Raw genomic sequence first — 25,157 nt, 5'->3', positions numbered from 1 at the left:
TACCGGGATGCAAGGCGGCACACCGGGAGACACCACGAAAGAACGCGGCGGAGCCAGTCTAATGAAGGGATTCTCTCTGTCTAGCCTTTCAATGCATCAATCGTCGGCAGATGTACTACGGATTTCGCAGGTGTTAGCGCCTTGTTCCGTAGCTTCTGTGCGCTGCGCGCCCGCTCCGCCGCCGTCGCCGCTGTCGCCGCTGTCGCCGCTGTCGCCGCTGTCAGCACTGTCGCGCCGGTCACCGCCGTCGTCACGGTCGTCACGGTCGTCACCGCCCTCGCCGCCCTCGCCGTCCCCGTGGTCACCGTCCCCGCCGTCGGGGAACTCCTCTCCCAGCATGCGCTCGGCCCGGCTCCGGTGCAGCCGGGCCGCGACCGGGTCGCCGAGCCGGTCCAGGGTGTCGGCGAGGCGGAGCTGGAGCGCGGCCTGGAGGCGTACGTCGTCGGCCCGGCGGGCCCACTCCACCGCCTCGTGGCAGGTGCGCAGCGAGTCCTCGGGCCGCCCCGCGTACTCCTGCACCCGGGCCAGCTCGCTCAGCGCCCGCGCCTGGGCCGCCACGTCGCCGTTCCTGCGGTGCCCGGTGACCGCCGAGCGCCAGTTGCGCAGCGCCTCGCCGTAGCGGCCCGCGTACGTGTGCACGGTGGCGATCCGCCCGTAGAGCCGGGCGGCGTCGGCGCGCTCCTCGCGCGCCAGGCGCTGCGCGAGCGCCCTGCCGTACCAGTCGGCGGCCCGGTCGTAGTCCCCGAGCTCCTGGTGGGCACCGCCTACGGATTCCATCGCGCGCCCGGTCGCGTACGGGTCGTTCGCCTCGCGTCCGGCGTCGAGCGCGGCCCGGTAGCGGACCAGCGCCTCGGCCGTGCGGCCGGTCTGTGCGTCCAGGTCGGCAAGGTTCAGCAGGGCGGCGGCCCGCTCGCGCGGCAGGTTCCGGCGCTCGGCGACGTCCAGGACGAGCTGATGGATGCCGTACAGCTCGGGTGCGGCGGCCCGCATCCCGATGTGCGCGACCATCGCCCGCACCAGCGCGGCCATCAGCCGGCGGGCCAGCGTGTCGAGGTCGCCGTCGGCCACCGCGAGGCGGGCGGCGGCGAGCAGCGCGGGCTGCCGGGCGGTCAGCCAGTCCGCGGCGGCCCGGGGGTGCGGGAAGCGCAGCGCCCGGGGCAGGCCGGCGAGCTTCTCGCGGGCGGGCGAGCTGTCGGTCTCGGTGATCGCGCGGCAGGAGACCAGAAGCCGGACGGTCCGTTCCAGCATCCGGGCACGGGCGAGCTGGAGTTCGGCAGGCCGGTCCTGGGACTCGGCCAGGGCGCGCAGCAGCGGGTGCAGACAGCCGGGCACCTCGTACTGCGGCAGCGAGGAGTCGACGCGGTGCAGCAGGCCGAGTCCGGTGAAGTCGTCCAGGGTGCTGCGGGCGGCGTGGATCGAGCAGCCGGCCAGCGCGGAGGCGGTCTGCGGGTCGACGAGTCCGGCGGGGGCCAGCGACAGCAGTCGCAGTATCCGGGCGGCACCGCTGGGCAGCGAGGTGTACACGAGCCGGAAGACACGTGCCAGTGCCGTGCCCTCCTCGGCCTCGGTCCGCAGGTGTTTGGCCAGGTCGGCGACGGCGGCCTGGGGCCGGGCGGCGAGCCAGCCGCCGGCCAGCGCCAGGGCGGCGGGCTGCGCGCCGCACTCCTCCACCAGGCCCTCGGCGGCGCGCGGGTCGACGGTGATGCGCACCGAGCCGGTGAGCCGGGCGAGCAGTTCCAGGGCGGACTTGGTGTCGAGGCCGCCCAGGGTGCAGGGGCGGACGTCGGCGATACCGGTGAGCGGGCCGCCGGAGACCGCGACGACCAGACAGCCGGGGGTGTCCGGGAGCAGGGCGTCGACCTGCTCGGCGGTCGCCGCGTCGTCGAGCAGGAGCAGGGCGCGGCGGTCGGCCAGCGCGCCGCGCAGCGCCTCGGACAGCTCGTCCTCGTCGGCGCCGGGCGGGCTGTGCTCGTCGAGCGCGCCGAGCAGATGCCGCGCTGTGCGCTCGGTGGGCACCGGCGTCCCGTCGGGTTCGGTGAGCCGGGCCCGCAGCACCCCGTCGGGGTAACTCTGGGCGACCTGCCGGACGAGCTCCTCGGCGAGTGCCGTACGGCCGAAACCGGGCCGTCCCGCGATGAGCAGCACGCGCGCGCGGGGCGCCTTCCGGCCGGAGAGGGTGTCCAGGCCCGCGCGCTCGATGTCGACCCGGAGTTCCTTCAACTCTCGGGTACGCCCGAGGAACTGACTCTCCGTGGGATTCGGCTCGGCCGCCGGCCACCGCTCCTGAGCCGACAGGTCCGTACCGCCGGTGTCCACCGCCTGATCCGTCACGGGCCACACTCCCGTCCCACTGCGCGCGCAAGCCCGCCGGGACTCCGGTCAGGCCTTTTCCAGAGCCTAGTTCACGCTGTGCGACGATCCCTGCGGAGCACGGCGGGCACGTCCCCCGATCGGATCAGGCGATCGTCACATCGCAGATCCTTCGGGGCCGTAGCGTCCGCTCAGGACTCGAAGGGCCGCGCGGGCCAGGGTGCCTCGGGCGGGCGCAGCGCGTCGAGACCGTCTCCGGACCGGGCCGCGACCAGCGACAGCACGCCCACGGTCAGACAGTTGTTGTGCAGGTCGCCGGCGAGGACACCGCGGACGAGCTCGTCGACGGGGACCCGGGCGTGCTCCATGTCGGCCTCCTCGTCCTCGACCTCGAACCGCTGCCCCTCGGCGTCGGACAGCTCACGGGCGAGGAAGATGCGCACGGCCTCGTCGCAGCCGCCGGGCGTGGAGTAGACGTCGGTCAGCACCCGCCAGTCCTCGGCCTTGACATGGGCCTCCTCGTACAGCTCGCGCTGGGCCGCGTGCAGCGGGTTCTCGCCGGGGATGTCGAGCAGGCCGGCCGGGATCTCCCAGAGCCGGTGCCGCACGGGGTGGCGGTACTGCCGGATGATCAGCACCCGGTCCTGGTCGTCGAGGGCGAGGACGGCCACGGAACCGGGATGGACCTGGTAGTCGCGGCGGGCCACCGAGCCGCCGGGCATGACCACGTCGTCGGCGCGGACGGAGGTCTTGTTGCCGACGAACGGGGTCTCGCTCGCCCTGACCTCCCACTCCTCGGGGATGTCCTTGATCGTCATGTCGCCCTGTTCCTCCCACATACACCGCAGACATACGGAAACCGGGGCACGCGCCTCGAAAGACGCGCACCCCGGCAACCGTACAACCCATCGATCACTTGCCGGTCTTGTGCGCCTCCTGCTGCCGCTCGACGGCCGCCTTCACCAGACCCGCGAAGAGCGGGTGCGGGCGGGTCGGCCGCGAGCGCAGCTCGGGGTGCGCCTGCGTCGCCACCAGGTACGGGTGGAGGTCGCGCGGGTACTCGACGTACTCCACCAGCTTGCCGTCCGGGGACGTCCCGGAGAACTGGAGACCGGCCTTCTTCTCCAGCTCGGCGCGGTAGCCGTTGTTCACCTCGTAGCGGTGGCGGTGACGCTCCTCGACGTACTCCTTGTTGTCGTACACCTCGCGCACGATGGAGCCCTCGGCGAGCTTGGCCGGGTACATGCCCAGTCGCATCGTGCCGCCCATGTCGCCCTCGCCCGCGACGATGTCGAGCTGTTCGGCCATGGTCGAGATGACCGGGTGGCCGGTGGCGGCGTCGAACTCGGTGGAGTTGGCGTCCGGGATGCCGGCCAGGTTGCGCGCGGCCTCGATCACGATGCACTGGAGGCCCAGGCAGAGACCGAGCAGCGGGATCCGGTTCTCGCGGGCGTACTGGATCGCGCCGACCTTGCCGGAGACGCCGCGGTCGCCGAAGCCGCCGGGGATACAGATCGCGTCGACGTCGCCGAGCTGCTTGGCGGCGCCCGACGGGGTCTTGCAGTCGTCGGAGGTGACCCACTTGATCTTCACGCGGGCCTTGTTGGCGAAGCCGCCGGCGCGCAGCGCCTCGGTGACCGAGAGATAGGCGTCGGGCAGGTCGATGTACTTGCCGACCAGCGCCATGGTGATCTCGTAAGCCGGCTGGTGGACGCGGTCGAGCAGGTCGTCCCAGGTCGTCCAGTCCACGTCGCGGAACGGCAGGTCCAGCTTGCGGACGACGTAGGCGTCAAGACCCTCGGAGTGCACCACCTTCGGAATGTCGTAGATGGACCGCGCGTCGGGGCAGGCCACCACGGCCGCCTCGTCGACGTCGCACATCAGCGAGATCTTGCGCTTGATCGCGGTCGGCACCTCGCGGTCGCAGCGCAGCACGATCGCGTCGGGCTGGATACCGATGTTGCGCAGCGCCGCAACCGAGTGCTGCGTCGGCTTCGTCTTCAGTTCACCGGAAGGTCCGATGTAGGGAAGGAGCGAGATGTGCACGACGAAGACGTTGTCGCGACCCACCTCGTGACGGACCTGACGGACCGTCTCCAGGAACGGCAGCGACTCGATGTCGCCGACCGTGCCGCCGACCTCGGTGATGACGACGTCCACGTCGTCGGTGGCCATGCGGCGGATGCGGTGCTTGATCTCGTTGGTGATGTGCGGGATGACCTGCACGGTGTCGCCCAGGTACTCGCCGCGCCGCTCCTTGGCGATGACCGTCGAGTAGACCTGGCCCGTGGTGACGTTGGCGGAGCCGTCCAGGTCGACGTCGAGGAACCGCTCGTAGTGGCCGATGTCCAGGTCGGTCTCGGCGCCGTCGTTGGTGACGAACACCTCACCGTGCTGGAAGGGGTTCATCGTGCCCGGGTCGACGTTCAGGTACGGGTCGAGCTTCTGCATCACTACGCGCAGACCCCGGGCCTTGAGCAGCATGCCCAGGCTGGAGGCGGTGAGGCCCTTGCCGAGGGAGGAGGCGACACCCCCGGTGACGAAGATGTGCTTGGTCGTCGTGGCTGTGCTGTTTCGAAAAGCACTGGGCGGCATGGCCAAGAGGGGGCTCCCGTGGTCGCGGTCTGGTGTGCGTACCGGCTGTCCGACCCGGGAAAGTGCCGAGTTCTCTGGAGGCGCCGTCGCTGCGGTTCGGGGGTTTCTCGCCCACCGGTCCACGGGCTACCAGGGTATCAGCGACAGGACAGGGCCGCTTCCGGCCACGCTCCGCGCACACCCGGTCACGAAGATCGCATCGACGCGCACACCGCTCACCGTACGGTCACCCGGTGCTCACTCGTTCGGCTCATACGGGTTGCCGGGAGCGGCGCGCGGATCATCGAGGTGCGTCGTATCCTGCTCGGACACTCGCTGCCGACCCCGGCCGGCACACGGCATCACCCCAGCCCGTAACCGGTACACGAGAGCTCGGCAGTCCGTTTCGCAACGACGCTTTACAACGATCCCTTGACCGCAAGAGCGACCGCCCCGCGAGGGGCGACGTGGCCGTTCGACTGGAGATGCACGTGGCCGGGCGCATCGAGGACTACGCACTCATCGGAGACATGCAGACAGCGGCGCTGGTCTGCCGGGACGGCACAGTCGACTGGCTGTGCCTGCCCCGCTTCGACTCGCACGCCATCTTCGCGGGCCTGCTCGGCACCGAGGAGCACGGCTTCTGGCGGCTCGGCCCGGCCCATGCCGCCGACTCCGAACCGCCCACCGCGGCCCGCCGTACGTACCGCGGCGACTCGCTCGTCCTCGAATCCGAGTGGGACACACCGCGCGGCACCGTTCGGGTGACCGACTTCATGCCCCCGCGCGAGGGCGCGCCGCAGCTCATCCGCATCGTCGAGGGCGTCACGGGCCGGGTGCCGATGCGCTCGGCGCTGCGGATGCGGTTCTCGTACGGGCGGGTCGTGCCCTGGGTGCACCGGCACGACAAGCGGACGGTGGCCGTCGCCGGACCCGACTCCGTGTGGTTCGACACGGCCTGCGAGACGTACGGCAAGGACCTGACCACCTACGCCGATTTCACGGTGGCGCCGGGCGACCGGATCGCGTTCACCATCTCCTGGCAGGCCTCGCACAAGGAGCCGCCCCCGCTGCCCGAGCCGGAGCAGTCCCTCGAACTCACCGAGGAGTTCTGGCGCGAGTGGGTGGAGCAGTGCACCTACCACGGCCCCTACCGGGAGGCCGTGATCCGCTCCCTGATCACCCTCAAGGCCCTGACGTACGCCCCCACCGGCGGCATCGTCGCCGCGCCCACCACCTCGCTGCCCGAGGAGATCGGCGGCGTCCGCAACTGGGACTACCGCTACACCTGGCTGCGCGATGCCGCGATCACCCTGTCCTCGCTGCTGCGCACCGGCTACCGCGAGGAGGCCCGCGCCTGGCGCGAGTGGCTGCTGCGCGCCGTCGCGGGCGACCCGGAGAACCTCCAGATCATGTACGGCATCGCGGGCGAACGCGAGCTGGGCGAGGCGGAGCTGGACTGGCTCCCGGGCTACGAGAACTCCGCGCCCGTACGCGTCGGGAACGGTGCCGCGCACCAGCTCCAGCTCGACGTGTACGGCGAGGTCACCGAGGCGCTGCACCTGGCGCACATGACGGGCCTGTCGCGCAACGACTACGCCTCGCTGCTCCAGCTCAAGCTGATCCGGTACCTGGAGGACCACTGGAACCAGCCCGACGAGGGCATCTGGGAGGTGCGCGGCCCGCGCCGGCACTTCGTGCACTCCAAGGTGATGGCCTGGGTCGCCGTGGACCGCACCATCAAGCTGATCGAGTCCGGGGACGCCGACGGCCCGCTGGAGAAGTGGCGCGAGCTGCGCGACGAGATCCACCGCGACGTCTGCGAGAAGGGCTACGACCGCGAGCGCAACACCTTCACCCAGTCCTACGGCTCGAAGGAACTGGACGCCTCGCTGCTGCTGATCCCGCAGATGGGCTTCCTGCCGCCGGACGACAAGCGTGTGATCGGCACGATCGAGGCGATCCAGCGCGAGCTGTCCACCCCCGACGGGTTCATCCTGCGCTACCCCACCGACGGCGAGGACGCGGGCGTGGACGGGCTGCCCGGCGACGAGGGCGCCTTCCTGGCCTGTTCGTTCTGGATGGCGGACGACCTCGCGATGATCGGCCGGGTCGACGAGGCCCGCAAGCTCTTCGAGAAGCTGCTGGCCCTGCGCAACGACCTCGGTCTGCTCGCCGAGGAGTGGGACCCGCGCCTCAAGCGCCAGGTCGGCAACTTCCCGCAGGCGTTCAGCCACGTCCCGCTGATCGACACGGCCCTGCGTCTGACGGCGAGCGGCGCGTACGGGGGCTGATCCGGCGGCGGTGTACCGGGGCCCGGCGACCGCCGGGCCCCGGCCCATGTCCGGACCCGGCCGCTCCGGCGCTGTTCCGGCGCCGTTCCCGCAGGTAGCGTCGCCGCATGAACAGCCGTCACGACTCTGAGGGCGCCTCCATCACCGTACGGCGGGCGCTCGAACTGCCCGGACTGCGCAGCGGTCTGCCGGAGATCGTGGCGGGCGCCGACCGGCTGCACCGCACGGTCCGCTGGGTGCACGCGGGCGAGGTCCCCAACATCGCCTCCCTGCTCAAGGGCGGCGAACTCCTGCTCACCACCGGGTACGGCCTCGGCACCCGCCCCGCCGAGCAGCGGGCGTTCGTCCGCACCCTCGCCGAACGCGGCATCGCGGCCCTGGTCGTGGAGCTCGGGCCGCGCTTCGCACGGTTGCCGGCCGCCCTCGTGGAGACGGCCAGGGCCACCGGCCTCCCCCTGGTCCAGCTCCACCGCGAGGTGCCGTTCGTGACGGTCACCGAGGAAGTGCACACCGAGATCGTCAACGGGCACTACGCGCTGCTCCGGCAGGCCGAGGAGGTGCACCGGCGCTGCACCGGGGCGCTGCTCGGCGGCGGCGGGGTCCCGCAGGTCCTCGGCATCCTCGCGGAGTTCGGGGGCAACCCGGTCTTCCTGGAGACGGCGGAGGGACAGCTCCTGTACGCCGCGGGCGCCGGGCCCGCGGGCGCGGACCCGCTTCAGGTCTGGGAGGGGCTGCGCGGCCGGCACAAGGACGCCCCGCCCGCGGGGACGACGCTCGTGGACGTGCCCGGCGGCGGTCCCGGTACCGGCTCGGTCCGCGCCCGCCTGGTCCTCATGCCGGTGAACGGACCCGTCGCGCCTGTGCACCGGATCGCGGCGGAGCGGGCGGCGGGCGTGCTCGCCGTGGTGCTGATGCAGGCCCGCCAGGAGGAGGAGCTCGCGGCGCGCGGGCGCGGTGACTTCCTCACCGATCTCGCCGAGGGCCGCATCCGCGCCGAGGACGCCCCTGCGCAGGCCCGGGTCCTCGGTTTCAAGCCGGGCCGCAGCCCGCTGCTGCCCGTCGTGATGCGGCTCGCGGACGGCCCCTCCTCCGGCGGCGGCTGGGCCGTCCTGGCCCGCGCGGTCGCCGAGGAGCTGGCCTTGGTGGGCGTACCGGTTCTGCTGGGCGTGCGGCCGGTCGAGGGCCGGGTGCCGCTGCTGCTCGGGCTGCGCGCGGAGGCCGAACACGCGGCGGTGGCCGACCGGGTCGCGGACGCGCTGCGCGCCGGGGTGGAGCGCGCGGGCATGCGCCGGCCCGGCGCGCCGCCGCCGGTGGTGGTGGTCGGGGTCGCGGGCGGCTGGGCGGCGGCCTCGGCGGGGCTGCGGCACGCGGCGGAGACGGCGACCGCGGCCCAGGGCCTGCCGGACCGCCCCTGGTACGACGCCCGGCGCCTGGACACCGACCTGCTGCTGTGGCGGCTGCGCGACCATCCGGACCTGGCCGCGTTCGTGGACCGGGCGATCGGCCCGCTGCGCGACCACGACGAGCGGGCGAAGCCGCCGCTGCTGCCCACCCTGGAGACGTATCTGGCGCACGCGGGCCGCAAGGCGGAGACCGCCCGCGAACTGCACCTCAACCGCCAGACGCTCTACAACCGCCTCGCCCGCATCGGCGAACTCCTCGGCACGGACCTCGACGACCCGCAGACGGTCCTGGCCCTGAGCCTGGCGCTGAGAGCACGCAGACACGTCCCCTGACCTCCTGCCTCACGGCTCTCAGGGAAGCGGCCGGGGCTGCGTCAACTCGTCGTAGACACTGAGCACTTGGGCGACGGTGTCGTCCTCGCTCGGCCAGGTGGCCGCCTGCCGGGTCCCCCGGTCCTTGAGGAGTTCCCGGCGCTCAGGGTCCTCCAGGAGTCGTACGACGGTGGTGGCGAACGCGTCCGCGTCCGCGTACGGGACGAGTTCGGCGGCGTCGCCGACCAGCTCGGGGATGCCGCCGACACGGGTGGCGACGAGCGGCACGCGCGCGTGGAGCGCCTCCTGCGCGAGGACGGAACGCGACTCCCAGCTGCTGGGCAGCAGGGCGAGATCGGCGGCCGCGAGCAGTTCCGTGATGTCGTCGCGGCGCCCGGCGAGCCGGACCGGCAGCTCCTCCTCCTCGATACGGGCCTGGAGTTCCGCCCGCAGCGGCCCCTCGCCCGCGATCACCAGCAGCGGGGGCGGCACGAGCCGGCGCCATGCGCGCGCCGCGTCCAGCAGGGTCTCGTAGCCGCGGTTCCGGTCGAGGGAGCCGACCGTGATGAGCAACGGACGGCCGATGGCGCCGAGTTCGGCCTGTGCCTTGTGCCGCAGCCGGTCGGGGTCGTCGAGGTCGGCGGGCTTGTGGGGGGCCGGCAGGGCGACGGCGGCGAGCCGGGCGTCCCGCGCGCCCCTGCTGCGGGCCCGGTCCACCAGGTCGGAGGAGGTGCCGAGGACGACGGCGGCGGCCCTGGCCACGCGCCGTTCCAGCAGCCGGAGCAGATGGGCGCGGGCGCCCTCGGCGTGCGCGCGGGTGTGCCAGGTGACGACGAGCGGGACGGAGCGGCCGCTGAGCGCGAGCGAGGCCCGCAGGGCGGCGTGCAGCCCGTGCGCGTGCACCAGGTCCACGCCGGTGCAGGCGGTCCGCAGGGCGGCCACGGAGCCGGGGTCGCTGCTGCGGGCCACCGGGATGTGCCGGGCGCCCACCCCTGTGAAGTCGTAGTTCCGCTCGGCCTCGGCGGGGGCGCACACCGTGACCCGTACGCCTCGCGCGACCAGACCCGACGCGAGCGACCGCACGTGCGCGCTGCTGCCCGCGCTTCCGCCGCCGAGTACCTGCACGGTGCTCAGCGGCGACTGCCCGTTCGGTGAGTGGCTGCTCACGAGGCTCACGTGGCCGGGGCTCCTGGTTCGGCGTCGGACGGTCACGAAGAAACGTACAGAAGCTTCGTGCGGCGAGGGGTGTGCCGCACGTCGTACTCCGCGCTGTACGGCCAAGGATGCCAGGACAGACGGCCGTTCGGGCACCACCGGGACCCCACCGCCACGCCGATCCAGGACAACTCAACGAACGCAATCACCCACACGAGTGAACCCGAAGAGACACCGAGAGGAGACACGCACGTTGGCGAAACCCGTGCCGGGGGGCCTGCGGCCCTGCGCTGCGGGGGCCGCGGGGCCGCGCGCCCTGACGAACGCGGCTCCGCGCCGCGGCAGGCGCGGAGGCGGCGCCATGGCGGGCGGGTAGGCCGCGCCCGGCAGAGACGGGGGTCGCGCAACGGCGGGAGCGGACGTCGTGCCCGGCAGACACGGGGCCGCGCCACGGCGGACGCAGAAGCCGCGCCCGGCAGCCCCGGAGGCCGCGTCACGACCGGCGCGGAGGCCGCCCCTCGATGAACTGCGGCGACCGCGCCATGGCAGGCGCAGGGGCTGCGCCCGACCGCGCCCGGTGAATGCGAAGACAGCGCGCCGCGGCAGCGCAAGGGCCGTGCCCGGCCGCGCTATGACGGGCGGAGGCACGTCACGGCGGACACGGAAGCCGCATCGCGACAGACGCGGAGGCCACGTCACAGTGGGCGCGGAAGGCGCTTGGGTTCATCCCTTCAGCGGGCGCGTCACGGCGCTCGGAGCGGCGAGCGGGCCAATGCGCTGACCCGGTCGCCGTACGCGGCAGGGAGCGGTGTGCGCGCCAGCGCGCTGTGGCCCGGTGCCCGTACCCGGCAGGGAGCGGCGTGCGGGCCAGGGCGCTGACCCGGTCGCCGTACGCGGCGGGGAGCGGTGTGCGCGTCAGCGACGCGGCGGGAAGCGGTGTGCGCGCCAGCGCGCTGTGGCCCGGTGCCCGTACCCGGCAGGGAGCGGCGAGCAGGCCAATGCGCTGACCCGGTCGCCGTACGCGGCAGGGAGCGGTGTGCGCGCCAGCGCGCTGTGGCCCGGTTCCCGTACCCGGCAGGGAGCGGCGTGCGGGCCAATGCGCTGACCCGGTCGCCGTACGCGGCGGGGAGCGGTGTGCGCGTCAGCGACGCGGCGGGAAGCGGTGTGCGCGCCAGCGCGCTGTGGCCCGGTTCCCGTACCCGGCAGGGAGCGGCGTACGGGCCAGGGCGCTGACCCGGTCGCCGTACGCGGCGGCGGCGACCAGCGCCGCGGCGTGCAGGGCCAGTCCGCCCCGGCCGCAGCCGGCCGCGATGCCCGCACCGAGCGCGGCGCCGAGCGCGTGCGCCCCCGTGTCGCCGATCATCGCGCGCTCACCGAGGTCGTCCGGGAGTACGGCAGCGGCGGCGCCCATCGCCGCGCCGGACAGCTCCGCCGCACCACCCCCGCGCAGCAGCCCGGGCACTCCCAGGGCGAGCACCGCTCCGGCCGCCCGGCCCGGCCGTACGTCGACGAGGTTGACGAGGTGCGCGGTGCCGGCGATCACCACCCCGGCCAGCACCTTGTCGACGGCCCGCTCCTTCAGCAGCGCCCCCGCCACCAGCCCCGCGGCCGAGACACCGGACAACTTCACCGCGCCACTGGTCACTTCGCCCGCCCGCAGGGCACCCAGATGCGCCCGGAACCCGCGCCGCCCGTCACGGGCCCCGGCGACATCGTCGTACGCACCGCACGCCCCGGCGGCCAGCACGGCGAACCCGGCACCCCTGTGCCACCGCCCGACCGCGACCGCCGCCCCGAGCCCGGCAGCGGGCCCCGCGTACAGCTCGACGACCCGACCCGCATGATTGGTCCGTTCCCAACGGTCCCGTCCGCCGGGCGCCTCGGCGCGCAGCGCGACGGCGGCGGCCCGGGTGAGCCCGGCGGCGAGCACGAAGGCGGCGGCACTCGGAAACATGCTTGTGGTCAAACTTCCCCCTGTGAAGCACGGTCAGGGCGCCCCCGTAGGGGCGCGGGGAACCGCGCGACCGGGCACGACGACGCCGCGGTCGACACACGCAGAGCAACCGTCGCGGCGTCGGCCCGGGGCGGCGCCGCGTCGCAACGCCGGTCCGGGCCGACGGGGGGCTACCCGTCGCCTCGCGCCGCCGCCAGCAACTCCTCCGCATGGGCCCGCGCCGTCTCCGAGTCCTCCTGGCCCGCCAGCATGCGGGACAGTTCGCGGACCCGGTCCTCGCCCTCCAGGACCTTCACGCCGGAGCGGGTGACGGACCCGTCGTTCGTCTTCTCGACCAACAGCTGCCGGTCGGCGAACGCCGCCACCTGCGGCAGATGCGTGACGACCACGACCTGCGCGGACTTCGCCAGCTTGGCGAGCCGCCGGCCGATCTCGACGGCCGCCTTGCCGCCGACGCCCGCGTCCACCTCGTCGAAGAGGTACGTCGGGACGGGGTCGGTCCCGGCGAAGACGACCTCCACGGCGAGCATCACGCGCGAGAGCTCACCGCCCGACGCGCCCTTGGCGATCGGCCGCGGCGGTGCCCCCGGGTGCGGCGCGAGCAGCAGCTCGACCTCGTCGACGCCCGCGGGCCCGTATGCCACCGGCCGCCCGCCGACCTCCACGCCCTCCGGGTCGTCGGTCTGCCGGATCGCGAAGGACACGCGCGCGTGCGGCATGGCGAGGGAGGCCAGCTCGGCGGTCACCGCGGCCGCGAAACGCTCGGCGGCCTCGGTGCGCGCGTCCGTCAGCGCCTGGGCGAGCCCGCCCAGCTCGGCCCGCAGCGCATCCCGCTCGGCGGTCAGCTCGCCGATCCGCTCGTCGTCGCCGTCCAGCTCGGTCAGGCGCGCGGCCCCCTGCTCGGCCCAGGCGAGCACGGCGTCGATGTCCTCGCCGTACTTCCGGGTGAGCTGGGTCAGCGCGGCCCGGCGTTCCTCGACCGCCGCGAGCCGCAGCGGATCGGCGTCGAGGTCGTCCGCGTAACCCGCCAGTTCCCCGGCCACGTCGCCCAGCAGGATCCCGATCTCGCCGATCCGCCCGGACAGCGCGGCGAGCGCGGAGTCGTGCGAGCGGACCGCTTCCAGCGCCCGGTGCGCGCCCGCGACGAGCGTCGTCGCGTCGATCCCCTCGGGGTCCTCGGGGTTGCCCGCGAGCGCGGCGTGCGCGGCGGTGGCGGCGGACGCCAGCGCCTCCGCGTGGCCCAGCCGCTCGGCCTCGGCGGCCAGCTCCACGTCCTCGCCCGCGCGCGGCTCGACGGCCGCGATCTCATCGAGCCCGAAGCGGAGCATGTCGGCTTCCTGGGCGCGCTCCCGCGCGCGCGTGGTGATCTCCTCCAGCTCGGCGGAGATCGCCCGCAGCCGCCGGTACGCGCCCGCGTACTTCGCCAGCGGCACGGCGACCGCGTCGCCCGCGTACCGGTCGAGCGCCTGCCGCTGCCGGGACAGTTTGAGCAGCCCCTGCTGGTCGGTCTGGCCGTGCACGGCGACCAGTTCGTCCGCGAGTTCGCCGAGCACGCCCACCGGCACCGAACGGCCGCCCAGATGCGCCCGCGAGCGCCCCTCGGCCGAAACGGTACGGCTGATGAGCAGCGCCCCGTCGTCGAGTTCGGCGCCCGCCTCCTCGGCGCGTACGACCGCCGTCCCGCCCTCGGGGACGGCGATGCGCCCCTCCACGACCGCGCTCTTCGCGCCGATCCGTACGAGAGCCGGGTCCGCGCGCCCGCCGAGCAGCAGCCCCAGGCTCGTGACCACCATCGTCTTGCCCGCGCCGGTCTCGCCGGTCACGGCGGTGAAGCCGGGCGACAGCTCGACGACCGCGTCGTCGATGACTCCGAGCGACCGTATCCGCATCTCCTCCAACACGGACACGACCTTACGAGGTCAGGGACCCGATGTGCGACGGGCCCTGTCCTCCTTCGGTGAACACGCCGTGAAGGCGCAGGTCGCGGGGGACCTGCGCGATGCCGTATCACCCGCCGGAGTGGGCCGTCCCGCCCGTGCCCGCCCGGCCGGGATCAGTGCGGCGCGCCCCGCCAGCCCGCCACCGGCAGCGCGAACTTCGCGACGAGCCGGTCCGTGAACGACGCGTGGTGCAGCCGGGCCAGCCGGACCGGGACGGCGCCGCGGCGCACCTCGACCCGCGCCCCGGGCGGCAGCTCCACGGTCCGCCGCCCGTCGCACCACAGCACGCCCGGCGGGATGTGCGGCAGCACCTCCACCGCGAGCACCGAGTCCGGCGAGGTCACCAGCGGCTTCGCGAACAGCGCGTGGGCGCTGATCGGCACCATGAGCAGCGCCTCCACCTCGGGCCACACCACGGGCCCGCCCGCGGAGAAGGCGTACGCGGTGGAGCCGGTCGGGGTGGCGCAGACGATGCCGTCGCAGCCGAAGCCGGTCACCGGCCGCCCGTCGATCTCCAGGACCACTTCGAGCAGCTTCTCCGCGGACACCTTCTGCACGGCGGCCTCGTTCAGCGCCCAGTCGGTGTGCACGATGTCGCCGTTGCGGTGCACGACGACGTCGACGGTCATCCGCTCCTCGACCTCGTACGCCTTGGTCACGACGCGGTCGACGACCTTGTCGAGGTCGTCGCGCTCGGCCTCGGCGAGGAAGCCGACCCGGCCGAGGTTGACGCCGAGCATCGGGACGCCGGACGCGCGGGCGAACTCGGCGCCGCGCAGCAGCGTGCCGTCGCCGCCGAGCACGATCAGCAGTTCGCACCCGTCGAGGCACTGCGGGGTGGCCTCCTTGACCAGGTCCACGGTCGGCGGCAGCGGCAGATCGGCCGCCTCGGCCTCCAGGACCCGCACGCCGATCCCGGAGCGCAGCAGCCCCTCGACGACGAGTTCGGCGCTGCGGATGGCCGCGGGCCGGCCCGTGTGGGCCAGCAGGAAAACAGTACGAGCTCCGGTTACGGTCAACGCGGCCCCTCCGCCACTGCTCGGTCGACGTCGGCCGGGTCGAGGTGAGGCGCCCCGGCACGCAGCCACAGAAAGTACTCGACATTGCCGGAGGGTCCGGGCAGCGGGCTCGCGGTCACGCCGCGCACCCCGAGCCCCAGCTCCCAGGCGCGCTCGGCCACCCCGCGCACGGCCCCGGCCCGCAGTTCCGGGCTGCGGACCACACCGCCGCTGCCCAGCCGCTCCTTACCCACCTCGAACTGCGGCTTCACCATCATCACCAGATCGGCGTCCGGCGCCGCGCACCGCGCCAGAGCGGGCAGCACCAGTCCGAGCGGGATGAACGACAGATCTCCGACCACAAGATCCACGGGCTCCCCATCGATCGCTTCCAACGTCAACTCGCGTACGTTCGTACGGTCCTTGACGGTGACGCGTTCATCGCTCTGAAGAGACCAGGCGAGTTGTCCGTAGCCGACGTCGACGGCGACGACGTGGGCGGCGCCCGCGCGCAGCAGCACATCGGTGAAGCCGCCGGTGGACGCGCCCGCGTCCAGCGCCCGCCGTCCCTCGACCACCAGGCCCTGCGGTACGAAGGCGGCCAGGGCGCCGGCCAGCTTGTGCCCGCCGCGCGAGACGTAGTCGGGGTCGTTGTCGTCCTGGGCGACCACGATGGCGGCGGCGGTCTCCACCTGTGTGGCGGGCTTGGTCGCGAGGGTCTTGCCCACGCTCACCCGGCCGGCGGCGATCAGCTGGCCGGCGTGCTCGCGGGAACGGGCGAGCTTCCTGCGGACCAGCTCGGCGTCGAGGCGGCGGCGTGCCACTCCTGCCACTTTCGGTTCAGCTCCTGCGGTCGTACGGCGGTTTCGGAGATCCGGAAGGCCCTGGAGGTCCCGGGGGTCCCGGACGGGTGTCGAGGGCGGTGAGCGCGTCGCGCAGCCCTCGGTGTACATCCTCGTACACCTCGACGTGTCCGTCCGTCGCCAGGTGGTCGGCGTCGGCCAGCCGGCCGAGGTACGCATCCACGTCGGCGTTGCCGGTGGGGGTGCGGGGGACGTGCAGGGGGGCGGGGGCGGACGGGTCGGGCCCGGGGCCGGCGGGGGGATCCGGACGCTCGGGCTCGTGCCCGGAGACCTCGTCCGCACCGGCGGCCGTCTTCCCTCCGGGGGCGGCCGGGGCGGCGGCCGGGTCCTGCGGGCCCCCGGCCCAGGGCACTGAGTCGCTCATGCCCCGACGCTACCGCGAAGCGCTGGGGTACCGTCGATCACGATGGCGACGATTGAGGAGTGCCGCGCCGCACTCGACAAGCTCTCGGACAACCTGTCGGGCGCCGACGGGGACGTGCGCAGCGCCGCATCCCTGAACCGCTCGCTGAGCTGCCGTATCACCGATCCCGACGTCACCTTCGCCGGCCGCCTCCAGGACGGTCGGATCGAGGTGCTCGACACCTACCCGGGCCCGCCCCGCGAGAAGGCCCAGATCCGGCTGGCGATGACGGGCGACGACCTGGTCGCGCTGGTGGACGGCGACCTGAACTTCGCGAAGGCGTGGGGTTCGGGCCGGGTGAAGCTGGAGGCGGGCCTGAGGGACCTGTTCCGGCTGCGGAGCCTGCTCTAGGGCGTGTTGCGAAAGTCCCGCCTGCCGCGCGACGCCATGCACGCCCTCTCGCCGCACCCGGCGAAAGCCCGAGTACGTCCAGTACGAGGGCTTCCGCCCGGCACGCCGAGAGCACGCACCTGACGCCGCGCGACCCGCCCTTCGGGCGAACGACGGGACTTTCGCAACACGCCCTAGGGCCCTGCGGCCCGGGTCTCCGCGCGCCGCCGGGCCCTCCGCTTTCTCAGCCCTCGGCCGCCTGCGCCACCGCTCCGGCCTTCGCGGCGCCGCCCGCGTCCGTGGAGCCACCGGCCTTCACCGCGCCGCCCGCCCCGGTGGCGCCCCGCGCCTTCCGGGCCGCGGGCACCACCAGCGGCGTACCCGTCTCCGGGTCGTCGATGACCTGGCAGCGCAGCCCGAAGACGTCCTCGACCAGTTCCGCCGTGACGATGTCGTTGGGCGCGCCCTCGGCGATGATCTCGCCGCCGCGCAGGGCGATGAGGTGGGTGGCGTACCGGGCGGCGTGGTTGAGGTCGTGCAGCACGGCGACGAGCGTGCGGCCCTGCTCCTCGTGAAGCTCGGCGCACAGGTCGAGCACGTCGATCTGGTGCTGGATGTCCAGGTACGTGGTCGGCTCGTCGAGCAGCAGCAGCGGCGTCTGCTGGGCGAGCGCCATGGCGATCCAGACGCGCTGGCGCTGGCCGCCGGAGAGTTCGTCGACGTAGCGCTCGGCCAGTTCGGCGACGCCGGTGGAGGCCATCGACTCCTGGACGATCCGCTCGTCCTCGGCCGACCACTGGCGCAGCAGGCCCTGGTGCGGGTACCGGCCGCGGCCCACCAGGTCCCCGACCGTGATCCCGTCGGGCGCGATGGACGACTGCGGCAGCAGCCCGAGGGTCCTGGCCACCTTCTTGGCGGGCATGGACTGGATCGTCTGCCCGTCGAGCAGCACCCGCCCCTCGGACGGCTTCAGCATCCGCGAGAGGGCGCGCAGCAGCGTGGACTTGCCGCAGGCGTTCGGGCCGACGATCACGGTGAAGGACTGGTCGGGTATCTCGACCGACAGCTTCTCCGCGATGACGCGCTGGTCGTAGCCGAGGGTGACGTTGTCGGCGGACAGGCGGTTCACAGTGCTGGTGCTCCTCTTGGTGTGCGCGGTCGGCCCGCCCTGGTTGGTGTCCGGCTTTCTGTCGGCGCTCATATCCGGCCCGCCCTGCGCTCGGTGACCAGGAGCCACAGCAGGTACACACCGCCGAGCACCCCGGTGACGACGCCGACGGGCAGCTGGTCGGCGCCGAAGGCCCGCTGCGAGGCCCAGTCGGCGACGATCAGCAAGGTGGCGCCCATGCACATCGACGGGACCAGGTTCGGGCCCGGCGAGCGGGTCAGCCGCCGGGCGAGCTGCGGCGAGGTGAGCGCCACGAAGCCGACCGGACCGGCGGCGGCGGTGGCGCCCGCGGTGAGCAGCACGGCGCACAGCATCAGCAGCAGCCGCGTCCGCTCGACCCGCACCCCCAGCGCGTACGCGACGTCGTCGCCCATCTCCATCATGCGCAGCCCGCGTGCGTTGCCCAGGACGAGCGGTACGAGGACGACGCACATGACCAGGAGCGGCCAGACCTGCGCCCAGTCGCGGCCGTTGAGCGACCCGGTCATCCAGACCACCGCACGGGCCGCGTCGACGATGTCGGCCTTGGTCAGCAGATAGCCGTTGACCGCCGTGACGATCGCGGCGACACCGATGCCGACCAGGACGAGCCGGTATCCGTGCACACCCCGCTTCCAGGCGAGCAGATAGATGGCGAGCCCGGTCACCAGGCCGCCGACGAGCGCGCCGAGGGCCACCTCGGTGGCACTGCCCGAGAAGAGCACGATCATGATGAGCGCGCCGGCCGTGGCGCCCTGCCCGAGGCCGAGTACGTCGGGGCTGCCCAGCGGATTGCGGGAGATGGACTGGAAGAGCGCGCCGCCGAGACCGAGGCAGGCGCCCACCAGGATGCCGACGACGACCCGGGGCAGCCGGAGCTCGGTGACGATGAACTCCTGCCCCGCGTCCCCGTTGCCGACCAGCGTCTTGAGGACGTCGGCGGCCGGGATCGGGAAGTCGCCCGTGCCAATGAGCACGACGCTCGCGGCGACCAGCGCCAGGAGCAGCAGCACGACGACCGTGAACGCCCGTACATCGAGCCGGAGCGACAGACCGCCCTTGGTACGCAGGGCCGGGTTCCGTACGGTTTTGGCGGCGGTACGTGTGGTTCTCATAGCTGCGCCGTCCTCCGCCGTCGTACGAGAAAGATGAAGACCGGGCCGCCGAGCACCGCGGTGACGATGCCGACCTGGAGCTCCGCGGGGCGGGCGACCAGCCGGCCGACGACATCGGCGCCGAGCAGCAGCACCGGCGACAGCACGGTGGCGTACGGCAGGATCCAGCGCAGGTCGGGCCCGGTGAAGGAGCGGACGACGTGCGGGATCATCAGCCCGACGAAGACGATCGGACCGCAGGCGGCGGTCGCCGCGCCGCACAGCACGGTGGCGGCGAGCATGGACAGCGCGCGGGTGCGGTTCAGATTGGCGCCGAGCGCGCGGGCGGTGTCGTCGCCCATGGCCATCGCGTTCAGCGGCCGGGCCAGGGCGAGCGCGAGGACCATGCCGACCGCCAGGAACGGCGCCACCTGCTTGATCGTCGTGTCACTGGCCGAGGACAGCGAGCCGACGGTCCAGAACCGCATCTTGCCGAGCGCCGCGTCGTCCATGATCATCACGGCCTGGAGATAGCCGTAGAGCGCGGCGCTGATCGCGGTCCCCGCGAGCGCGAGCCGCATCGGGGTCGCCCCCCGGCTGCCGCCCAGGAACCACACCAGCGCCCCCACCGCCGCCGCCCCGAAGAAGGCGAACCAGACGTAGCCGGTCAGCGAGGTCACACCGAAGTACGTGATCGCGGTGACGACCGCGGCGGACGCCCCGGCGTTGATCCCGAGGAGACCGGGATCGGCCAGCGGATTGCGGGTGAGCGCCTGGAGCACGGCGCCGGAGAGGCCGAGCGCGGCACCGGCGAGCAGTCCGAGGACGGTACGCGAGATCCGCTCGTCGACCACGACGTCGCTGTAGGTGCCCGAAGCGTGGAAGAGCCCGTGCCACACCTGGTCCATGGGCAGCGATTTCGCGCCGATCGCGATGCTCGCCAGCGCCACGAGCACCAGCACGATCAGCGAGACCAGCAGCCCGAGGGGCCGTATCGCCCGGCGGGTCGGGGGCGCGGGTGCCGTCTCCGCGCGCTGTTCGGGAGGACTGTCGACCAACACCCAGTTAGGTTAGCCTATCCTGCCAACTTGTCCGGTTCCCGCGCAACTTCTCCACCGGCCCCGGCCCCGGCCCCCTCCCTCTGCCCTCTGCCGGCTGCCGGCTGCCCGCTGCCCGCTGCCCGCTGCCCGCTGCCCGCTGCCCGCTGCCCAGCGGACCCGCACCCGCCATCGCGCGGAAGGGGCCGTGCCGGTACATCAAATGCCCGTCGATCACGTGGTCGCACACCCACAGAACCCTTGGAACCCCTTAGGTGACCGCGGGAGCGACGGGCGGATGTACCGGCACGGCCCCGACCCACCCACCGGAGGAGCGTCCACCCACCGGCCGAACGACCGACACCGACCACCAGCCGCCCGGACGGGATGCCCCGCCGATGCCCCGCCGATGCCCCGCCGATGCCCCACCGTCACAGCCCCAGCCGAGCCAACGCCTTCCCCCCATCCAGCTCGCAGCCCCCGCCCCCCGCCGCCGTCCAAGCCGCCGCACACAGCGCCCGCAGCCCGTCGAGAGGCTCCCCCTCACCCTCCAGCTCCACCCGCTCCGCACCCGCCGTCGCCGTCCAGCCCCCGCAGGAGAACCCGGCGCCCGCCTCGGCCACCTCCGGCTGCCCCGTCAGCAGCCCGCGCAGGTCGGCGTCGACGTACGTAGGCCGGTGCTGCGGCGGCGCGGCGAGGAGCTGCCTGCCGTCCGTGACACCGGTCAGGACGAGGAGCGAGTCCACCCCGCCGTTGAACGCGCCCTCGATGTCCGTGTCGAGCCGGTCGCCGACCACCAGCGGCCGCTCGGCCCCGGTCCGCAGGATCGTCTCCCGGTGCATCGGCGGCAACGGCTTCCCCGCCACCTGCGGCTCCGCCCCCGTCGCGATGCGTACGACCTCCACCGCCGCACCGTTGCCCGGGGCGATACCGCGGTCGCTCGGGATCGTCAGATCGGTGTTGGACGCGAACCACGGCACCCCGCGCGCGACGGCGTAGCTCGCCTCCGCGAAACGCCCCCAGCGCAGGTCCGGTCCGCCGTACCCCTGTACGACCGCCACGGGATCGTCGTCGGCCGACTCCACCGGCTCCAGTCCCCGCTCGCGCAGCGCGACGAGCAGCCCCTCCCCGCCGACGACCAGCACCCGGGCCCCGGCCGGCACCTGCTCGCTGATGAGCCGGGCCACGGCCTGCGCGGAGGTGATCACATCGTCCGCGGCGGCCGGAATCCCCAGCTCGGTGAGGTGGGCGGCCACCGCGTCGGGCGTCCGCAGCGCGTTGTTGGTGACGTACGCGAGGTGCATGCCGCCCGCCGCCGCCGTCCCCAGCGACTCCACGGCGTGCGTGATCGCCTTGCCGCCCGCGTACACCACCCCGTCCAGGTCGAGCAGCGCCGTGTCGTACGCCTCGCTCAGGGGCTGCCGGCCGGCGTCGGGCCGCGTCCTGACGGTCTGGCTCATTACACATCGCTCCTCGTTCGATCCCTTTCCCCCGATCATCGCGCATGCCGCCGACGCACTTACGATGCCTCAATGAATGACGCAGGTCCTGTGGAGGAAACACCGACGTCCGACGGCCTGGACCTGTCCCCGTTCCGGGGTCTGCGCTACGACCCCGACCGGGTCGGCAGCATCTCCGCCGTGACCTCTCCTCCGTACGACGTCGTCGTACGGCCCGACGGCCTGCTCCACCTCGAGTCCGCGGACCCGCACAACATCGTCCGGCTGATCCTGCCGCAGGACGCCGACCCCGCGGCCCGCAACCAGCAGGCCGCCGACACCCTGCGCCGCTGGCTCGCCGAGGGCGTACTCGCCGTCGACGCCGAGCCCGGCCTGTACGTCTACGAACAGCGCGACGGGAGCATCCTCCAGCGCGGTGTCATCGGCGCCCTGCGCCTGTCCGAGGCCGCGGACGGCGTGGTGCTCCCGCACGAGGACGTCATGCCGCACATCGTCGCGGACCGCGCGGACCTGATGCGGGCCACCTCGGCCAATCTCGAACCGCTGCTCCTGACCTACCGCAGCAACGGCGGGGCGACCGGCGCCGCCGCCGTCGTGGAACGCGTCACCGAACGCGCCCCGCTGCTCTCCACCACCACGGAGGACGGCTTCAGCCACCGCCTGTGGGCCGTGACCGACCCCGCCGAGCTGGCCGGGATCCGGACGGATCTCCACCGCCACCAGGCGCTCATCGCGGACGGCCACCACCGCTGGGCCACCTATCTGCGGCTGCGCGCCGAACACCCGTCGCCGAGCGCCTGGGACCACGGCCTGGTGCTCCTGGTGGACACCGCCCGCTACCCGCTCCGCGTCCGCGCCATCCACCGTCTCCTGAACCGCCTGCCCCCGGCCGCCGCCCGCGCCGCCCTCACCGGCCTCTTCCGGGTACGCGAGGTACGGGCGCCCCTGGCCGAGGCGCTGGACGCGCTCGCCGGGGCGGCAGCCGAGGGCAACGCCTTCCTGCTGGCCGGCGACGGCACCTTCCACCTCGTCGACCGCCCCGCCCCGGACCTCCTCGCCCGTACGGTCCCGGCCGACCGCCCGGAGCCCTGGCGCACCCTCGACGCGGCGGTCCTGCACGCGACGCTCCTCGAACACGTCTGGGGCATCCCGGAGGACTCACCGGAGCACATCGCGTACATCCACGACACGGCCGCCACGGTCGAAAAGGCGGAACGCGACGGCGGTACGGCCGTCCTGATGCACCCGGTCCGCGAGGAAGTCGTACGCGAACTGGCCCGCCAGGGCGTCAAGATGCCCCGCAAGTCGACATCGTTCGGCCCGAAGCCGGCGACGGGCCTGGTCCTGCGGACCCTCACCCTCTGAAATACGGACGGGCGGGCTCCAGGGAGCCCGCCCGTCCATCACCGCTGCTGTTGCAGCTTGTCGCGACTACTGCTCGCGGCCGCCCTGGCCTTCGGACCCCGTCTCCGTCTCCGGGGCCGTCTCCGACTTCGGCTCGGGCTCCTCGTCCCGTACGGCGTCGGTGTCGTCGTCCCGGTCGGCCTGGGGCCCGGCGGCGGGCTTCGTGTCGTCCTCGACAAGCGCGTCCACGAACTCGACGCCGTCCAGCTCCGCGAGCCGGTCGGAGGCGTCCGTGCTGCCGTCCTTGTCGGACTCGACGGCCTTCGCGAACCACTCCCGCGCCTCGTCCTCCCGCCCGGCGGCGAGCAGCGCGTCGGCGTACGCGTACCGGAGCCGCGCGGTCCACGGCTGCACGGAGTGGGAGGCCAGCTCGGGGCTCTGCAGGGTCACGATGGCGGCGTCGAGCTGCCCCATGTCCCGCCGGGCACCCGCGGCCACGAGCCGCATCTCGACCTGGCCGGCCTTGTCAAGCTTGTGCACCTCGGGCGCACCGGCCATGTCCAGCGCCTTCTCGGGCCGGCCCATGCCCCGCTCGCAGTCCGCCATGACGGGCCACAGATCGGTGTTGCCGGTCATCCGCCGCGCGGCCCGGAACTCGGCGAGCGCCTCGCTGAACTTCTGGTTCGCGTACGCGGCGAAGCCGGCCGCCTCACGGACGGCGGCCACGCGGGACGCCAGCCGAAGAGCCACCTTGGAGTATCCGTACGCGCTCTCCGGGTCCTCGTCGATGAGCCGGGCGACCATCACCAGGTTCCTGGCGACGTCCTCCGCAAGCCCCTTCGGCAGACTCTGGAGCTCCTGCCGTACGTCCTTGTCGATCTCCTCGCCCGTGACGTCATCGGGGATCGGCAGCCGCTTGATCGGCTCACGGTCGCGGTCGCGGTCCCGCTCGTCACGGAAGCGCCCACCGCCACGCCGGTCGTCGCCGCGCCGGTCGTCGCCACGGCGGTCGTCCCGGCGGTCATCGCGACCCCGGAACCCACCGGGACGCCCGCCCCGGTCGTCACGACGCGGCCCGCGCCCACGGTCGTCGCGCCGGTCGTCACGTCCACGGAACCCACCACGGTCCCCTCGGTCGTCACGACGGAATCCGCCACGGTCGCCGCCGCGGTCGTCGCCACGACGGTCGTCACGCCGGTCATCCCGACCCCGGTAACCACCACGGTCCCCGCGGTCCCCACGGTCGCGGTCGTCGCGACGGAAGCCGCCACGGTCGCCTCGGTCATCACCACGACGGAACGCGCCACGGTCGCCACCGCGGTCGTCCCCACGACGGTCATCCCGCCGGTCGTCACGGCGGTCGTCACGGCGGAATCCGCCACGGTCGTCGTCCCGACGGAAGGCAGGACGGTCACGGTCCCCGTCCCGACGGAAACCACGGTCCCGGTCGTCACGCCGCGGCCCACCGAACCGATCGTCACGCCGCTCATCCCGCCGATCGTCCCGACCCCGGAAACCACCACGGTCACCCCGGTCATCACGACGGAACCCACCGCGGTCGCCACCGCGGTCGTCCCCACGACGGTCATCCCGCCGGTCGTCACGGCGGAAACCACCACGGTCGTCGTCCCGACGGAAGGCAGGACGGTCACGATCCCCGTCCCGACGGAAACCACGGTCCCGGTCATCGCGCCGCGGCCCACCGAACCGATCGTCACGCCGCTCATCCCGCCGATCGTCCCGACCCCGGAAACCACCACGGTCACCCCGGTCATCACGACGGAACCCACCGCGGTCGCCACCGCGGTCGTCCCCACGACGGTCATCCCGCCGGTCATCGCGACGGAAACCACCCCGGAAGCCGCCGCGGTCACCGCCGCGGTCACCGCCTCGGTCGCCCTCACGACGGTCGTCGCGTCCGCCACCGTAGCCACCACGGCCGTAGCCGGCACGGCCGCTGTCACGACGGTCGTTGTCACGACGGTCGCCCCGGTCGTCACGGCGCGGTCCCCCGCGGTAGCCGCCGCGGTCACCACTGTCCCGGCGGCGCTGATCGCGCTCCGGTCGCTCGTCGGGAGAGTTGGTGGACATGGTGACTCCTGTCTTCGGTACCGCAAGTCATTCTCACGCAGCCGGGTACCCGGCGCGCTTCGGAAAAACAAAAAGGACCCTTGGTCCCAGCGAGTCGCTGGGACCAAGGGTCCTCCAAATATTGTTCGGCGGCGTCCTACTCTCCCACAGGGTCCCCCCTGCAGTACCATCGGCGCTGTGAGGCTTAGCTTCCGGGTTCGAAATGTAACCGGGCGTTTCCCTCACGCTATGACCACCGAAACCCTTTCAGACACCCCACAACTCAGCGGGGTCTTGAACGGGCAGCGAACAAGCACACTCTTCAATTGATTAGTGAAACTGTTCAGCCAGCACAACCGTTCGTTGTCTGGGAACAACACAGTGGACGCGAGCAACTGAGGACAAGCCCTCGGCCTATTAGTACCAGTCAACTCCACCCGTTGCCGGGCTTCCATATCTGGCCTATCAA

Annotated in this window: 19 protein-coding genes and 1 rRNA gene; 4 read left to right on the top strand and 16 right to left on the bottom strand. The window is 73.2% G+C overall.

Annotation, left to right across the window (positions count from 1 at the left end; translation table 11 throughout):
• Positions 1-96: 96 nt before the first annotated feature.
• From ACFV6E_RS35475 to ACFV6E_RS35465, 3 genes are all read right to left on the bottom strand, one after another.
• Entirely contained in the window at positions 97-2,331 is a 2,235-nt protein-coding gene (locus ACFV6E_RS35475) for a tetratricopeptide repeat protein (protein WP_385467333.1), read from the bottom strand.
• A 170-nt stretch (positions 2,332-2,501) separates the two neighbouring features.
• Complete coding sequence (locus ACFV6E_RS35470) at positions 2,502-3,128, bottom strand: NUDIX domain-containing protein (protein WP_385168356.1); 627 nt, start codon at positions 3,126-3,128, stop codon at positions 2,502-2,504.
• A gap of 94 nt (positions 3,129-3,222) precedes the next feature.
• A complete protein-coding gene (locus tag ACFV6E_RS35465; RefSeq protein WP_385467330.1) occupies positions 3,223-4,905 on the bottom strand; it encodes a CTP synthase in 1,683 nt (560 codons plus the stop codon).
• Between the two features lie 470 nt (positions 4,906-5,375).
• Here ACFV6E_RS35465 and ACFV6E_RS35460 point away from each other — a divergent pair, with 470 nt between their 5' ends.
• Complete coding sequence (locus ACFV6E_RS35460; RefSeq protein ID WP_385168388.1) at positions 5,376-7,178, top strand: glycoside hydrolase family 15 protein; 1,803 nt, start codon at positions 5,376-5,378, stop codon at positions 7,176-7,178.
• A 107-nt stretch (positions 7,179-7,285) separates the two neighbouring features.
• Positions 7,286-8,914, top strand: coding sequence for a PucR family transcriptional regulator (locus ACFV6E_RS35455; protein ID WP_385467327.1), 1,629 nt, complete (start codon positions 7,286-7,288; stop codon positions 8,912-8,914).
• 18 nt (positions 8,915-8,932) lie between these two features.
• Here the strand turns inward: ACFV6E_RS35455 and ACFV6E_RS35450 are convergent, their stop codons facing one another.
• The 6 genes from ACFV6E_RS35450 to ACFV6E_RS35425 all read right to left on the bottom strand — a co-directional run bounded on the left by ACFV6E_RS35450 (position 8,933) and on the right by ACFV6E_RS35425 (position 16,167).
• Positions 8,933-10,069, bottom strand: a complete 1,137-nt coding sequence (locus tag ACFV6E_RS35450) for a glycosyltransferase family 4 protein (protein ID WP_385168363.1) — start codon at positions 10,067-10,069, stop codon at positions 8,933-8,935.
• Between the two features lie 1,120 nt (positions 10,070-11,189).
• Positions 11,190-12,002 (bottom strand): hypothetical protein, encoded by an 813-nt coding sequence (locus tag ACFV6E_RS35445; protein ID WP_385467324.1) that lies wholly within the window; start codon positions 12,000-12,002, stop codon positions 11,190-11,192.
• 170 nt (positions 12,003-12,172) lie between these two features.
• Positions 12,173-13,891, bottom strand: coding sequence for a DNA repair protein RecN (recN, locus tag ACFV6E_RS35440; protein ID WP_385168391.1), 1,719 nt, complete (start codon positions 13,889-13,891; stop codon positions 12,173-12,175).
• Positions 13,892-14,055: 164 nt separating this feature from the next.
• Positions 14,056-14,961: an NAD kinase gene (locus ACFV6E_RS35435; RefSeq protein ID WP_385168369.1), complete on the bottom strand. Its 906-nt coding sequence runs from the start codon at positions 14,959-14,961 to the stop codon at positions 14,056-14,058.
• A complete protein-coding gene (locus tag ACFV6E_RS35430) occupies positions 14,958-15,773 on the bottom strand; it encodes a TlyA family RNA methyltransferase (RefSeq protein ID WP_385467321.1) in 816 nt (271 codons plus the stop codon). The genes ACFV6E_RS35435 and ACFV6E_RS35430 overlap by 4 nt, the downstream gene beginning before the upstream one ends.
• 7 nt (positions 15,774-15,780) lie before the next feature.
• Entirely contained in the window at positions 15,781-16,167 is a 387-nt protein-coding gene (locus ACFV6E_RS35425) for a hypothetical protein (protein ID WP_385168374.1), read from the bottom strand.
• A gap of 42 nt (positions 16,168-16,209) precedes the next feature.
• Here ACFV6E_RS35425 and ACFV6E_RS35420 point away from each other — a divergent pair, with 42 nt between their 5' ends.
• Entirely contained in the window at positions 16,210-16,557 is a 348-nt protein-coding gene (locus ACFV6E_RS35420; RefSeq protein WP_385168377.1) for an SCP2 sterol-binding domain-containing protein, read from the top strand.
• A 223-nt stretch (positions 16,558-16,780) separates the two neighbouring features.
• Here the strand turns inward: ACFV6E_RS35420 and ACFV6E_RS35415 are convergent, their stop codons facing one another.
• The 4 genes from ACFV6E_RS35415 to ACFV6E_RS35400 all read right to left on the bottom strand — a co-directional run bounded on the left by ACFV6E_RS35415 (position 16,781) and on the right by ACFV6E_RS35400 (position 21,274).
• The gene (locus ACFV6E_RS35415; protein WP_385467318.1) at positions 16,781-17,737 is read right to left on the bottom strand and encodes an ABC transporter ATP-binding protein; all 957 of its coding nucleotides are present in this window, start codon (positions 17,735-17,737) and stop codon (positions 16,781-16,783) included.
• Positions 17,734-18,798: a FecCD family ABC transporter permease gene (locus ACFV6E_RS35410; protein WP_385177282.1), complete on the bottom strand. Its 1,065-nt coding sequence runs from the start codon at positions 18,796-18,798 to the stop codon at positions 17,734-17,736. Before ACFV6E_RS35410 ends, ACFV6E_RS35415 begins: the two co-directional genes overlap by 4 nt.
• Positions 18,795-19,838 carry a FecCD family ABC transporter permease gene (locus tag ACFV6E_RS35405; RefSeq protein ID WP_385467315.1) on the bottom strand — a complete coding sequence of 348 codons (1,044 nt, stop codon included), beginning with the start codon at positions 19,836-19,838 and terminating at the stop codon, positions 18,795-18,797. The genes ACFV6E_RS35410 and ACFV6E_RS35405 overlap by 4 nt, the downstream gene beginning before the upstream one ends.
• A 407-nt stretch (positions 19,839-20,245) precedes the next feature.
• On the bottom strand, positions 20,246-21,274 hold the full coding sequence (locus tag ACFV6E_RS35400) for an HAD hydrolase-like protein (protein ID WP_385177278.1): 1,029 nt from the start codon (positions 21,272-21,274) through the stop codon (positions 20,246-20,248).
• 72 nt (positions 21,275-21,346) lie between these two features.
• Between ACFV6E_RS35400 and ACFV6E_RS35395 the strand changes: the two genes are divergently transcribed.
• The gene (locus tag ACFV6E_RS35395; RefSeq protein ID WP_385467312.1) at positions 21,347-22,639 is read left to right on the top strand and encodes a DUF1015 family protein; all 1,293 of its coding nucleotides are present in this window, start codon (positions 21,347-21,349) and stop codon (positions 22,637-22,639) included.
• A gap of 66 nt (positions 22,640-22,705) precedes the next feature.
• On the opposite strand, the gene ACFV6E_RS35390 is transcribed toward ACFV6E_RS35395, so the two are convergent.
• The 3 genes from ACFV6E_RS35390 to rrf all read right to left on the bottom strand — a co-directional run bounded on the left by ACFV6E_RS35390 (position 22,706) and on the right by rrf (position 24,949).
• Positions 22,706-23,530 carry a tetratricopeptide repeat protein gene (locus tag ACFV6E_RS35390; RefSeq protein ID WP_385467368.1) on the bottom strand — a complete coding sequence of 275 codons (825 nt, stop codon included), beginning with the start codon at positions 23,528-23,530 and terminating at the stop codon, positions 22,706-22,708.
• A complete protein-coding gene (locus ACFV6E_RS35385; protein ID WP_385467376.1) occupies positions 23,422-24,618 on the bottom strand; it encodes a hypothetical protein in 1,197 nt (398 codons plus the stop codon). Before ACFV6E_RS35385 ends, ACFV6E_RS35390 begins: the two co-directional genes overlap by 109 nt.
• 214 nt (positions 24,619-24,832) lie before the next feature.
• Positions 24,833-24,949: ribosomal RNA gene (rrf, locus tag ACFV6E_RS35380) — 5S ribosomal RNA — on the bottom strand.
• Positions 24,950-25,157: the final 208 nt, after the last annotated feature.

This window comes from Streptomyces sp. NPDC059785 (genome assembly GCF_042732375.1).
Lineage (GTDB): Bacteria > Actinomycetota > Actinomycetes > Streptomycetales > Streptomycetaceae > Streptomyces.
This window is presented reverse-complemented; position numbering and strand designations above follow the sequence as displayed.

Bases quoted from the DNA above. Each gene is read 5' to 3' on its own strand.
- ACFV6E_RS35470 (WP_385168356.1), bottom strand. From the start codon at position 3,128: ATGACGATCAAGGACATCCCCGAGGAGTGGGAGGTCAGGGCGAGCGAG.
- recN (WP_385168391.1), bottom strand. From the start codon at position 13,891: ATGCGGATACGGTCGCTCGGAGTCATCGACGACGCGGTCGTCGAGCTG.
- ACFV6E_RS35395 (WP_385467312.1), top strand. From the start codon at position 21,347: ATGAATGACGCAGGTCCTGTGGAGGAAACACCGACGTCCGACGGCCTG.
- ACFV6E_RS35465 (WP_385467330.1), bottom strand. From the start codon at position 4,905: ATGCCGCCCAGTGCTTTTCGAAACAGCACAGCCACGACGACCAAGCAC.
- ACFV6E_RS35445 (WP_385467324.1), bottom strand. From the start codon at position 12,002: ATGTTTCCGAGTGCCGCCGCCTTCGTGCTCGCCGCCGGGCTCACCCGG.
- ACFV6E_RS35400 (WP_385177278.1), bottom strand. From the start codon at position 21,274: ATGAGCCAGACCGTCAGGACGCGGCCCGACGCCGGCCGGCAGCCCCTG.
- ACFV6E_RS35415 (WP_385467318.1), bottom strand. From the start codon at position 17,737: ATGAGCGCCGACAGAAAGCCGGACACCAACCAGGGCGGGCCGACCGCG.
- ACFV6E_RS35425 (WP_385168374.1), bottom strand. From the start codon at position 16,167: ATGAGCGACTCAGTGCCCTGGGCCGGGGGCCCGCAGGACCCGGCCGCC.
- ACFV6E_RS35420 (WP_385168377.1), top strand. From the start codon at position 16,210: ATGGCGACGATTGAGGAGTGCCGCGCCGCACTCGACAAGCTCTCGGAC.
- ACFV6E_RS35455 (WP_385467327.1), top strand. From the start codon at position 7,286: ATGAACAGCCGTCACGACTCTGAGGGCGCCTCCATCACCGTACGGCGG.
- ACFV6E_RS35410 (WP_385177282.1), bottom strand. From the start codon at position 18,798: ATGAGAACCACACGTACCGCCGCCAAAACCGTACGGAACCCGGCCCTG.